The organism is Chryseobacterium sp. S0630 (assembly GCF_024158915.1).
Lineage (GTDB): Bacteria > Bacteroidota > Bacteroidia > Flavobacteriales > Weeksellaceae > Chryseobacterium.
In genome coordinates this window covers 25,459-38,348 of sequence record NZ_JAMZGF010000053.1, presented here as the reverse complement: position 1 = coordinate 38,348, position 12,890 = coordinate 25,459, and the positions used below count along the sequence as shown (strand labels likewise).

General features: G+C 34.9%; 12 protein-coding genes and 1 tRNA gene. 2 read left to right on the top strand and 11 right to left on the bottom strand.

What is annotated here, in order from left to right; translation table 11 throughout:
* Positions 1-244 precede the first annotated feature (244 nt).
* The 4 genes from NK356_RS18960 to NK356_RS18945 form a co-directional block, all read right to left on the bottom strand.
* Positions 245-976, bottom strand: a complete 732-nt coding sequence (locus NK356_RS18960) for a carbonic anhydrase family protein (protein WP_253317741.1) — start codon at positions 974-976, stop codon at positions 245-247.
* Positions 977-1,584: 608 nt separating this feature from the next.
* The gene (locus NK356_RS18955) at positions 1,585-2,871 is read right to left on the bottom strand and encodes an alginate export family protein (protein WP_253317740.1); all 1,287 of its coding nucleotides are present in this window, start codon (positions 2,869-2,871) and stop codon (positions 1,585-1,587) included.
* 42 nt (positions 2,872-2,913) lie between these two features.
* Entirely contained in the window at positions 2,914-4,245 is a 1,332-nt protein-coding gene (locus NK356_RS18950; protein ID WP_253317739.1) for an MFS transporter, read from the bottom strand.
* Between the two features lie 37 nt (positions 4,246-4,282).
* Complete coding sequence (locus tag NK356_RS18945) at positions 4,283-5,758, bottom strand: nitrate/nitrite transporter (RefSeq protein ID WP_253317738.1); 1,476 nt, start codon at positions 5,756-5,758, stop codon at positions 4,283-4,285.
* A 291-nt stretch (positions 5,759-6,049) separates the two neighbouring features.
* Between NK356_RS18945 and NK356_RS18940 the strand changes: the two genes are divergently transcribed.
* Positions 6,050-6,481 carry an Rrf2 family transcriptional regulator gene (locus NK356_RS18940; protein WP_253317737.1) on the top strand — a complete coding sequence of 144 codons (432 nt, stop codon included), beginning with the start codon at positions 6,050-6,052 and terminating at the stop codon, positions 6,479-6,481.
* Positions 6,482-6,499: 18 nt separating this feature from the next.
* Here the strand turns inward: NK356_RS18940 and NK356_RS18935 are convergent, their stop codons facing one another.
* The 3 genes from NK356_RS18935 to ppk2 (NK356_RS18925) all read right to left on the bottom strand — a co-directional run bounded on the left by NK356_RS18935 (position 6,500) and on the right by ppk2 (NK356_RS18925) (position 9,351).
* Entirely contained in the window at positions 6,500-7,123 is a 624-nt protein-coding gene (locus tag NK356_RS18935) for an ATP-binding cassette domain-containing protein (protein ID WP_253317736.1), read from the bottom strand.
* A 549-nt stretch (positions 7,124-7,672) separates the two neighbouring features.
* Positions 7,673-8,476: a polyphosphate kinase 2 gene (ppk2, locus tag NK356_RS18930; RefSeq protein WP_034698754.1), complete on the bottom strand. Its 804-nt coding sequence runs from the start codon at positions 8,474-8,476 to the stop codon at positions 7,673-7,675.
* 20 nt (positions 8,477-8,496) lie between these two features.
* On the bottom strand, positions 8,497-9,351 hold the full coding sequence (gene ppk2, locus NK356_RS18925) for a polyphosphate kinase 2 (protein WP_034698756.1): 855 nt from the start codon (positions 9,349-9,351) through the stop codon (positions 8,497-8,499).
* Between the two features lie 233 nt (positions 9,352-9,584).
* Between ppk2 (NK356_RS18925) and NK356_RS18920 the strand changes: the two genes are divergently transcribed.
* Positions 9,585-10,013: a CBS domain-containing protein gene (locus NK356_RS18920; protein WP_253317735.1), complete on the top strand. Its 429-nt coding sequence runs from the start codon at positions 9,585-9,587 to the stop codon at positions 10,011-10,013.
* 412 nt (positions 10,014-10,425) lie between these two features.
* Here NK356_RS18920 and NK356_RS18915 read toward each other — a convergent pair whose 3' ends face one another.
* From NK356_RS18915 to NK356_RS18900, 4 genes are all read right to left on the bottom strand, one after another.
* A complete protein-coding gene (locus tag NK356_RS18915) occupies positions 10,426-10,632 on the bottom strand; it encodes a hypothetical protein (RefSeq protein WP_253317734.1) in 207 nt (68 codons plus the stop codon).
* Between the two features lie 168 nt (positions 10,633-10,800).
* A tRNA-Lys gene (locus tag NK356_RS18910) sits at positions 10,801-10,873 on the bottom strand.
* 260 nt (positions 10,874-11,133) lie between these two features.
* Positions 11,134-11,760 carry a DJ-1/PfpI family protein gene (locus NK356_RS18905; RefSeq protein WP_253317733.1) on the bottom strand — a complete coding sequence of 209 codons (627 nt, stop codon included), beginning with the start codon at positions 11,758-11,760 and terminating at the stop codon, positions 11,134-11,136.
* Positions 11,761-11,865: 105 nt separating this feature from the next.
* Positions 11,866-12,867: a GlxA family transcriptional regulator gene (locus NK356_RS18900; protein WP_034698761.1), complete on the bottom strand. Its 1,002-nt coding sequence runs from the start codon at positions 12,865-12,867 to the stop codon at positions 11,866-11,868.
* Between the last annotated feature and the right edge of the window lie 23 nt (positions 12,868-12,890).

Here is a 12,890-nt window from a genome sequence, read left to right as displayed (position 1 = left end):
GTAAAATTTTTTGAGCTATAAGGGCTCAAAATTTTCCAGAATAACTTTTTAACTTACACAGTTAGTGAGATACTACCTATATCATAAATATTAGTATTTTTATCTTATTAATCTGTAACGATTATTTAGGACTAGTCAGTATCTTCTATGGCTAAGAAAACCCTCTCTTAATTTGTAGCGAATCTATTGTTATAGCACACTTAAATGCACCACTGATTTATTTAAATCAATATAATAAATGATTTTATTTTACAAACTCTAATGTTCCATTTACCAAATTATAATATGCACCTACAATTTTAATTTCCTTTCTATTTTCCATTTCTCTTAATATTGAACTGTTCTTTCTTATTTGGTTCAATGTGTAAGATACATTGTTTTTCGAAACATACTTTACAAATTCTTCATTTTTCGAAGATTTTTTTCCTGTAAAATTTTGGCTCATCTGCACTGCCGGTTTTATTTTGGAAAGCATTGCTGTTATATTACCAAATTCTACATTATCTATGGCTCCTTTGATAGCGCCACAATGTTGATGTCCTATTACTAGTATAAGTTTAGAACCTGCTATGTGGCATGCAAATTCCATGCTTCCCAGAAGGTCTTCATTTACAAAATTACCAGCCACCCTACCTACAAAAACGTCTCCTAATCCTTGGTCAAAGATGACCTCTACAGGCACTCGACTATCCAAACAGCTTAATATTACTGCTTTTGGATACTGTTTTATTGCACATTTACGGGCTTGTTCATTAAAGTTTCTTAACGTTATATTACCCCTTTGAAACCTTTTATTGCCTTCAACAAGTTCTTTCAAAATTTCATCAGGAGTTAGTTTTTCCTGAGTTTCTTTTGTCATTACATTTGATACGGTCTGTACTTTTGGCATTGCAGTGCTTTCATTCTTATCTATTTGTTTACATGAAGAAAATAAAAGAAGTACAATGATTAATAATGGAAGTTTTTTTTTCATCATTTTGTTTAAAATTTTATTTTTTCAAAATATTTGATAATAATTTGAGTAATTAATTGTGTTTTTCTAACTTAAAGGCATTGACGTTGTTTAAACTTTTAATTTTTGTATTAGTCTTGATAAAAACGCCAAAAAGTGGAGGTTCTTCCAAGTGATATCCAGCGTCTCAAATCTTATCAGATTTTCCGCTTTGATACCCTGCTGATTCTCCGCTCATTCTGCAACGGGTTTGGCTTCCGTCGAGTTGAACACTCCACATATCCGACAACCTTTTTTTACAATTCAAAAGATGAACCCCAATATTCCTAAAGCTGCCACCTTTGCACCATTTATTTAAAAACTTGCCAGCTTATTTTTTCTTCCCAGAGATTGTCTTTTACAGAAATTTCCCGCCACTGCCAAAAGCCTTCCTGTCGTTTAATAAAGGTTTGAATCATTTTTACCAGATCAAACTTCGTAGAAAATCCTCTTTTTCTTTAGCTTGTACGATATTAGGTAACAAAAATTATTCTTCCAGCTATCAAAATCAAAAAGTTTTGCAAGGGCTGTTTCAATTAGTTAATTTACCCTAAAAGAGCTTTAGAATAGAATCAATCTCAGCACGCTAATTTTTATTTTAATTTAAAATTAGGTGTGATTTTAATGCCTAGCCAAGTCCAGGTTTGTAAGTTTTTGGGATCCGGAACATTTTTAATAAACTTCATGCTTTCCCCTGCGAACATAAATGAATGACCAAGATTTGCAGTGATCACTTTTCCAAATGTATGGGTAAAAACCATATCTAATTCGCTTCCTAAATAAGATGAATATTTTTTTCCTACGTTATTAAAACCCAATTTTCCGTTTGAAGTAAAGACATGGAAATTGGTTTGCAACTGAGAATTGGAACTGATTTTAAAATTTGATTTTAAATAATAATCATTCAGTCCAAAGCTGTTGAAATGACTGTTTCCCAGATAGAAATAATCCATAAACCCATTATACAAATGGTTGGTCCCGTACAAAGGGCTGAAAGATTTATTCTTACCGGCTTCAGTATCATAATTTTTCCCGGAAAGCCATTCTGTTCCTGCAACGATATTAAACTTTGGGTGAATTATAAAATCAGAATTGACAGAAAACTGGTAAGCAGATTTACTTTGGGACTGCGTATTTTTCCCGGTCTGGTAATATGCGGAACCGAAAAATCCTATATTTTCGAAATATTTTTTTGCATTTACTCCCAACGTCAGCATATCATAAGGTGTACCGGAAGGGTTCTGAAGCACATTATTCATTGCAATGGCTGAAAATTGAAATTTATCTTTTCCTGTATATTGATAATGGATGATTTGAAGAGATTTTGTGATTTCGCCACTCTCAGCAATGCTGTAGATTTCTTTTTCAGGGATATCATTAGCATCATTATCGTCATTATTATAAGTTACAACAGCCTCTATCTTTGAGTTTGGGTTGATCCTGTAAATTCCTTTCAACGCATCGAAACTTCTTCCCTGCATTGCCCAATCAAGCGCTCCCACTAAACGTTCGTTATCATAAGAAAGAATCTGTCTTCCGAGTTTCATTGCAAACCTGTCTGAAAACTGATATTTTGCCCAGGCCTCATTGAGAATGAAATTTTGGTTTTTACCTGCAGTACTAGTTGTTTCGCCCCATGTTCTTACATCCTGTGCGCTGATATAGACTTCCAGTTTTTTGTAATAATAATCAATTCCGAAACGGGCTCGTGAGAGAACCGTAGTTTCAGCAGATTTTCCTTTTGGGATTAATGTTTTTACACCATTATCCAATTCTCCTCTACTTCTCAGATCAAAATTTAATTTTAAACTATCGATTTGTGCATTCGCATGGCTGAAAGCCAGAACTAAAACTCCAGCCACTATTATTTTTTTTAACATCTTTAAACAATTTAAATTGCGTTTTTTTATTTATCTACAGGTCTAGCAAGGCCTTTCACAGCCTTTTCTTGTATAGAAATACCAATTCACAAAAGTGGCCATGACACAGCCTACAATGAGAAACCAGAAAAACAGGCGTGCATCACCGGAAATAGCTCGGGATTGGCTGATCAGTACGTTAAAAACAAACGGACCAAAGGCAGCCACAGCGGCTGTCCATCCGATCACACCTGCCGCTTTTCTGGGAGAATTTGAGAAAATCACAGGATATTGCTTAAATGTAGCGGCATTCCCAATTCCTGTAAAAAAGAATATACAAAGAATAATTGCTAAAAATGCCTTAAAATCATTTTTGCTGGTAGGGGTCAGATATCCGCCAAAAATCAAAGTCAGAAAAAGGAGAATTAAGCATAATCCTGTAAGTTGTGTAAGAAATGCACCGCCTATTTTATCGGCCACTTTTCCAAAAATAATTCTGGTAGCAGACCCGATAAGTGGTCCGTAAAATGCATATTGTAATGGATCTAAGTCTTTATCTAAAGGGACATACAGGTTTTTAATCATTAATGGAAAAGAGGCAGATAAACCTGCAAAGATTCCAAAAGTCATAATGTAGGTCATTGTACAATACAGGGTATGTTTATCCTTGAAAATATCCAGCTGTTCTCTGAAAGTAGCCATCACCGGAATACTTTTTAAAGAAAACCAAGCCCAGATACCTGTAATAAATAAAGGAACAACATAAATAAATGCAATATTCTCAAGATAAATTTTCTTTCCTGTAGCAATAATCGTTTCACCTCCTCCAAGGAACGAGAATATTGTCAAACTCATAATGAGAGGAGAAAGCAACTGCACAAGACTCACTCCGAAATTTCCAATTCCAGCCTGAATTCCCAATGCAGTTCCTGCTTCTTTTTTGGGGAAGAATAACGAAGTTGAAGGCATATAAGATGAAAAATCTCCACCACCAATTCCCATTAAAAAACCAATAACCATGAAATACTGGAAAGAGGTATTTGGGTCCATTACTGCAAACCCAAGCATGAGCAGAGGTATGATTTTAATAAAAGTAGTTATGGAAATTACTTTTTTGGTACCATAAATAGGAATGAGAAAGGTATTTACAATCCTTAATATACCACCAGCAAGGCCAGGCATTGCTGCAAGCCAGAAAAGCTGGTCATCTGAAAATTGGTAACCGATCTGTGGCAGTTTGATGACAATGACACTGTATAAAAACCATGTAGCAAAAGAAAAAAGTAAGGCAGTAGTAGTAATTGTAAGAGTTTTCCAGGCAATTTTTTTTCCTGTAGAGTTCCAGAACCCTTCGTCTGAAGGATCATAGTTGGATAACCATTCTGAGTTATTCATTTGTATTATTATTAAGTTAGAAATTTTTGTTTTATGATTAGTGTTCAATTTTATCTTTGATATGGGGAGCCTCCCGGTAGGTCATATTTTTAATAACATGATTCATCCATAAAAGAGAGACTGCTGAAATGATGAATACAAAGATCCATGAGCTGGTCCACAATCCCGAAAAATCAAGGAGATACCCAAAAAGAATAGGGCCGATAAAACCTCCCAGTCCTCCTATAAGTCCTACCATACCGCCAACAACACCTATTTCATTTGGGAAATATTCCGGGATGTATTTATAAACTGCTGCTTTACCAATCCCCCACATGATTCCCAGCAGAATAACCAAAACAGAAAATATCCAGATATGTGCTTCGAATTTGATCAGTGTATGCCCCTGAGCCAGCAGTTGTTTTTTAGATACTTGCTGATTTTGCTTTACCAGCACTTCCTGCCATGAAAAGGACTCGGGAAGTATGGACGTATGTTCAGGAATTTCAGGTTTGGATTTTATATTCAGAACCTCATCTCCTAATACAATTTTATGGGTTGAAACCTCAGCAATTACTCCAGTTTTCTTTGCGGTGATCCCCTTGCCCGGTGTCAATATATCCATCTTAGGAAGCATAAGAAAACCGCTCAGAATAAGAGAAGAATAAAGAACCCAATTCATTACTTTTCTTGCTCCGAATTTATCAGACAAATAACCACCAAAAGCTCTTATGACTCCACTTGGTAAGCTAAAAGCTGAGCTTAAAATCCCTCCAAGAATCAATGATGTTTTATAAACACTTACATAATAAGGAAGAAGCCATTGAGAAAATGCTACAAACAATCCGAAAACAAGAAAATAATAGAGTCCGAATCTCCATACTCTAAGCTTGGAAAGTGGAGCCAGAAGCTCTGACATTGTTTTATCCTGTACTTCAGCTTTTTTATTTTTAACGAAGAATAAAAAAATCAACCCGATCAGGATGAGTATAATTCCGTAAATAACTGGAAGCATTCTCCAGCCGTTTTCCGGATCAGTTGCAGACAGATAATTCAGTAAAGCGGGTGCAAAAAATGTAGTTAATGCAGCACCGGCATTTCCCATTCCGAAAATACCCAGCGCTCTTCCCTGCCATTCTTTTGGATACCATACAGAGGTAAAAGCAATTCCTACGGCAAATCCGGTTCCTATCATTCCGAATAAAGCACTTAATAAAAAATAAATCCAGTACGAATTCGCAAAATAAAGTAAGAACAAAGGAATACTGCAAAGTAACAGCAAGGATGCAAATACAGGTTTCCCTCCATACTTATCCGTTAGAATTCCTAAAGGCAGCCTCATGATAGAACCTGTAAGAATGGGAATTCCCAGAAGCCAGCCTGTTTCAACTACTGACCAGTTAAAAATACCATTATCAACCAGATAAGTTACCAATACCCCATTCATTGTCCAACAGGCAAAGCAGACTATGAATGCCAGAGTATTCAGGAAAAGGACTTTATGTGCCGTGGCTAGAGAGTTTTCAATCATCATCTATATTTTGAATTTCAAAATTACTTTTTAAATAAGATAAAAACATCTTATTTAAAATTATTTTTTGATTCCTGTCAAAAATCATAATCATTATCTTTAACAATAATATTTCACATTCATTAGAAAAAAAGAGATTATGAAATGTAAATCTGATAGAATCACATAAAAAAAAGCTTATAATGAGTAGAATACCTTAAAACTCACTTTACTTTACAGTTACTTTATTTCAGGTATGATTTTGTATTTTTGTATTTTAGATATTATTCTTAGTTTTAATAATTAGATAAAATAATGCTGATATTTTCATATACATGCCAATACGCCATCAAAGCCTGTATTGTGCTGGCCTCCGAGAGAAAAAAAACAGGAATAATTGATATCTCTGAGCAAATTGGTACGCCTACTCATTTCACCTCAAAAATTCTTCAGCAGCTTACCAAGAAACAACTGATTTCTTCCGGAAGAGGAAAAGGAGGAGGATTTTATCTTAATGATGAGCAGTTTGAAAAACTAACCATTCAGGATATATACGAAAGCCTTGAAAGAGAAGGAGTTCTAACTTCATGTCTTTTAGGACTTAAAATCTGCAGCAGCGAAAATCCCTGTCCTATTCATGATATGGCTGTTGCAGTGAAAGAAAAGGTTAAAATAATTTTCGAGTATAAAATTAAAGATTTAAAAGATCTCGGAAGTGTAATGAAAATGATGGAATATCCCGGTTAAGCTCATTGGTTTAAAAAATCATCTGATAACCAGTTTTTTATGAGCATAATCTTCAAACTCATTTTCGTTATGACTGATCACAAAAAAGGTTGATCCCTGGTTGATAGAAGTTTTCACGATCTCTTCTTTCATTATCTTCCTCATTGAAGGATCAACAGCAGAAAAAGGTTCGTCTAAGAGGGCAACCCTGGCATTCTGAGCCAATGTTCCTGCTAGCGCAACTCTTTGCTGCTGACCACCGGAAAGCCTGGAAGAAACTGTATTTTTCAGATTTTCCAGATTAAATATTTTCAAAAGATGATTAATGATCTCTTCATTCTTCTTTTTCTGTGCAAATTCAATATTTTTCTTTACAGTCATGTTGGGAAACAAAGCATAGTTCTGAAACATCAATGCAATATCACGTTTTTGAGGTGACAGAAAGGTTTTGCCTTTTGTATCCGTTAAAACTGTATTATTTACTGTAATGAGTCCGGAATCCGGAGTAATTAATCCTGATACAATTTTAAAAAAAGTAGTTTTTCCAATTCCCGAATCTCCGGAAACATGGATAATACTTCCCGCTTCAAACTGCTCATTAATCTCAAGAAACTGATTTCCCGAGGAGATAAAAATCTGGTGGTTTATATGAATATCAATCATCGGAATGTTGTCATATTAACTTTACGGTTGTGGCAATATGTCCTTCGTCTACAAATTGCCTACAATGTTGAATACTTATAAAACTTTAAGAAATTACTTTTTTCTTATTCATATGAGATATATTTTTTAGTTAAAACGGCAAATTCAGTTACCTTAATAGATTTGGTTTCCTGTAGTTAATCAATTATTTTTTAGACCGGAATATATCCTAAATAAAATTTTATTTTTCTAATTCTCTTTTGGATTTTTTTTCATTTTCTAAAGAAATACTCAGAGGGATGATTATATTATTTTACACTCTTTCCCATTAGCAGGTTTATGATGAATCCACCACCTGTAATGAGAAAATAGAGCTCCTCATATGTTCTCAGATAATTATAAATACATATAATTAGTTTTCCATCACACCTACATAGCCAGATGATAACTTCTGAAATTAATAGTCCAAAAGTAATTTAAATAACTAAAATTTTATAACTTATCTAGTTTGATAGATAATCAGATATAATATCTAATTATCTTAGAGAAGAAAGGAAAAATATACAATCCTTATTCTAGTTCTAGATGCTTCAGAATTTTTTCATCCTTAATTTGATATGGGATATTTCCCAAAATATATTCTAAAGATTCTATTCTTGCTTTTGACTTTTTATTAGCTTTAAAAATTTTCCATGGTGCAAATTCTGTACAGGTATCCTTAAACATTCTTTCTTTGTAAAGAGTATATTTATCCCAAAGCTCAAGAGCTTTTTGGTCTACACTGCTGTACTTCCATTTTTTTAGCGGGTTGTTGATGATCTCATTAAAGCGTTTTTCCTGCTCTTCTTTGGAAATGGAAAAATATAGTTTCAACAGGTAAATCTCTGAATGAATGATCATTTTCTCGAATTCGTTTACCTGTGCCATAAACATTTCATATTCGTTCTCTGTACAGAAGTTATTCACGGGCTCTACCACAGCACGGTTGTACCAACTTCTGTCGAAAAAAACAATTTCACCAGCTTTGGGCAGCTGATTGATGTAGCGTTGGAAATACCATTGTCCCTGTTCTGTTTCATCAGGTTTAGGCAGTGCTACAATTCTGTGCTGGCGGGGGTTCAGATTTTCTGTAATTCTCCGTATGGCACCTCCCTTACCTGCGGCATCGCGTCCTTCAAAAATAATAATCACCCTCTTTTTATGCTCTGCCACCCAGTTCTGCATTTTGATAAGTTCTTCCTGAAGCTTGGCAACGCGCTGTTCATATTTCAAAAAGCTTTCTGCTTTATTGGGATCTAAAGTTGAGTTCTGAAGAAGGGCGTACAGTCCTTTTTTGGTATTCAGTATTTTATGTTGTTCTTTTGAAATTTCCATATTTTTATCATTTGATGTTATTAAAGATCTATTTGTTTGATCATTCTGAAGTAACGCTGTATTACGTTAGGATCTGGATTGATACTTATTGTAGCTTTATCTTTTCCCGTATAATTGAATTGTGAGAGTACATAGCGGATAGCCTCCAACCTTGCTTTCTGCTTATTATCCGATCTTACAATAATCCAAGGAGAGAATGCATTGTGCGTCCTGCTGAGCATCTGATCTTTGTAATAGGTGAAACTGTCCCATAACTCCTGTCCTTTCTGATCTACAGGGCTGTATTTCCACATTTTAAGCGGGTTTTTAAGTCTTCTGTTGAACCTGTAAAGCTGCTGGTCTTTGCTTACAGAAAACCAAAATTTTATAATGGTAGTTCCTGCTTCATATAGCATATGCTCAAACTCAGGAACCTGTACCATAAAAGATTCGTACTGCTCGGGAGAACAAAAGCCCATTACAGGTTCCACCACCGCACGGTTGTACCAGCTTCGGTCAAAGAAAACCATTTCGCCGGCATTGGGGAGTTCTTTCACATAGCGGCGGAAATACCATTGTTCCCTTTCTATATCCGTAGGCTTATTAAGGGCCACCAGACGCATAGCTCTTGGGTTAAGATGTTCAGCAAAACGCTTTATGGTTCCTCCTTTTCCGGAAGCATCACGCCCTTCAAAAATAATAGCTACTTTTTTTCCGGTTTCTTTGATCCAGTTTTGAAGATTCACCAGTTCAGCCTGAAGCAGGCGAAGTTCTTCCTCATAAAGATATTTTTCTAAAACATCATTATACATTACATTTCCGGCTTTGTTTGAATGTAAAAAACCGAGCAGTTCTTTCCTTTCATTGAAGTTTTGAAAGTCAATAATTTCCATCATATTATGTTTTTACAAATTGTCTATTAAAGTTAGAACATTTGTGAAAATTTCACAAAAATAAAACACTGACTTTTAGCATCTTTTGGATAATTTCAGAAAACAGAAAAGTTGATAAAAATCAGGAACTTACATACCATTCCAGAGACATTTCTTCGCTAACTTTGAGATAAGAAAAAGCCCATAGATTGTTGTTTTTTCATGAAAATTTCTCAGAATAATTAAAACAAAATGTTATGAAACAAAGAGTCCCTGTTTCCCAGATTATGACCAAAGAACTGATAACCGTTAATCCTACACAATCCCTGCATGAAGCTGAAATTCTGTTTAAAAAAAATAAGATCAGGCATATCCCTGTGGTGGAGAATCAAAAGTTATTAGGCGTGTTAAGCTATTCCGATTTATTAAAGATCAGCTATGCTGATGTAGAAGATCTGGATGAAGCTGAAGATGTTCCGGTATCCGCAGTAGTATATGATGTATTCAGTATTCCTCAGGTGATGACCAAAGCTCCCGTTATTGTAGATCCGGAGACTACTATTAAAGAGGTAGTGGAGATCTTGTCTGAGCACAGTTTTCATTCTGTTCCTATAGTGGAAAATGGTGACCTGAAAGGTATTGTAACCACTACGGATATTTTAAAATACCTGTTGCAGCAATATTAAAGATGATATAAAAACAACTATTTCGAGGTGATTTTTTTTTAATGCATTCCTTCAATTTTCATGGAAGTTTATTTCATAAAATTGAAGGTTTTTTTGTTAAAGCTATTTAATGTATTTACTTATTTCTATGGATAAAAAAGCGGAACAACTGAAGTTGTTCCGCCAACGCAAATAATGTCAAAAGTCCGTTGCAGACTTTATGTAAAGAAAAACAGGGGAATAATTAGAAAGAGTTTCCCCACAAAATGAAAAAAAAAATTACTCTCTATTTAAGTTTTCCAGAAAGACCAAACCGTCTCATTGAATACCGAGACTAAGTACTGTTTCTCTCATTAGGTTTATAGAAATAATTAGATTGTTTTTGTTATGTTATTACAGAAAAAGTTGATCAATATTGATGTACTATAAGCAGTTAAATTTCTAATATTTTTTTGTACACTTTTAAAAGGTATTTCTTATCTTCTAAATTGCTTAAGCTACCCATAATCTGTTCGGTTACCATATGGATATCATCCTCATCAGCATACTTGTTAATATTATTCTGCATCCAAAACCAACACGCAGAAATTAATGCCCATTCAGGTTCAGCTAATAAATCAGGGTTAGAAACAAAATCCACATTCAATGAATTTGAAATCAGCTGATAATTTGATCATCCAGTAAGTTTAAATGGATTTCGAACACCTAAACTCAATTCTACTCTGGAATATATACTCCTGATAAACAACAAGTTGGCGATAAATAAAAAAGGACAAACCATTTTATAAAATAGTTCGTCCGTTTGTTGTGACCCGGCTGGGATTCGAACCCAGGACCCATACATTAAAAGTGTATTGCTCTACCAGCTGAGCTACCGAGTCGGCCACTTACTTTTTTAAGTAAATCCCTTTGTTTAAGGGACTGCAAAGATAGAAAAACCCTCTTTAAATCCAAATTTTTCTATGCTTTTTTATGATAAAAAAACCATCAAAAAAGTCAAACACTTGTTTATAAATCAATTACGTTTACATTTTTTTTCAATAAAAATTACAGAATCTGTACCCCATTAATTAAAAATAAAATTTTCGCCAATCTTTACTCTTGACAAAAATTTTAAAATCCTTCTATTTTACTGCTAAACTCACCTTTCGGATTTCTTATTCTGATATTCAAAAATCTCGATAATATTATCCATTGTCTCCTTACCCAGATGTTTTCCAATCAGATAAAGAGCAGCGTCAATTCCAGCTGTAATTCCAGCTGTAGTTATCAACTGCCCCTGATCCACATAACGAATATTCCTGATCACATTTGCCTCCGGATTATACTGTTCTAAAGTATCTAACAACATACTATGGGTGGTAATATCATGGTTTTCAAGGATACCTGTTCCGGAAAGCAGCATACTTCCTGTACATACTGTAAACACAATAGCTCCTTCATTATAATTATTACTGATCCATTTCAGAACTGTTTCCTGAAAATCCATATCCTGGATATATTTCATAATGTGTTCAGGATTTGCTCCGGGAACCACAATCATATCCGGCTTAGGACAGGTATGAATATCGTAAGTAGGAATAGCAGCCATCGTATTGGCTTCCATATACACGGGTTCTTTTGTTTTTCCGACTGTAAAGCAGTGATAAGAGTTGGGATGTACAACATTCGCCTTAACGAAAACATCCAAAGGACCATTTAAATCAAGAGCTTCTACCTGATCATAAATTAAAAATGCGACATTCATTGTTTTAGTGTCTTGTTTCATAATTCTTTTATTTTTAAGATGATTATTTTTTTTTGTAAAGACATAGTTTTTCCCTACTGATCATTGAGAATGGTCAGTTTCATTTTAAATCAGAACAGAAAAAAATTATTCTGTAGTTTTAAACGCTTTCCGATATTGAGCCGGAGAAAGGGAAATATTTTTAAGGAATACCCGGCGAAGCGAAACGGCATTGCTAAATCCACATTTAACGGCAATCATATCAATGCTCATCTCAGTATATTCCAGCATATTTTTAGCCTGATCCAGTCTCATTTTTTCAAGAAACCGGCCGGGAGTCAATCCTGATTCTTTTAGAAATACTCTGGAAAAATTACGGGGACTCATATTCAGTGACTCAGCAATATACTCTACTGTTATAGCTTCATTTAGCTTATCTTTCAACAGGTCACGAACTTCTTTTGTAAAAGGAGACATTATTTCATATTCCGGCAGCGCATCTCCAAACTGAGACTGCATTCCGGATCTTTTTAAAGGCAGAACAAGATGACGGGCAACTTCTGTTGCCAGAGGCTTTCCAAAATCTTCTTCTAAAAGTGCCAGTGCAAGATCCATCCCGGAAGAAACACCTCCCGAAGTATAGATAGGTTTATCACAAATAAAAAAAGGATTGACATTCACTTCCAGCTTTGGATAACACTTTTGAAGTGTGTCTGCAAATTTCCAGTGGGTGGTTACCTGCTTGCCATCCAACAGCCCTGCTTTGGCAAGAACAAATGCGCCTACACAGACAGATCCCAGCCGTCTTACGTCTGATTTTATATTCTGAAGATAATGATAGAGATCATGGCTGATTTCCTCCAGTACACTCAACGTTGTCCCTGCTACAAGCAAAGTATCTACAGCGAAATCAATATCATAAATGGTATGACTACATGATAATGGCATTCCTGAACTGGAATAGATAACCTTCTCTGAAGTTCCGGAAACGAGGTACACATGATAGCCGCTATCCATTTTATCAATGTTCAGAAAACGGTTGGCTGCTGTAAAAACGTCCCATGGTCCGGCAATATCAAGCAGCTGTACCTGTGGTAAAGCCAGAAGTACTATATTTTTCATTCCTGTATGTTGTCCTTCTTTCTTCATATCTCGTTCTGTATGAGTACAAA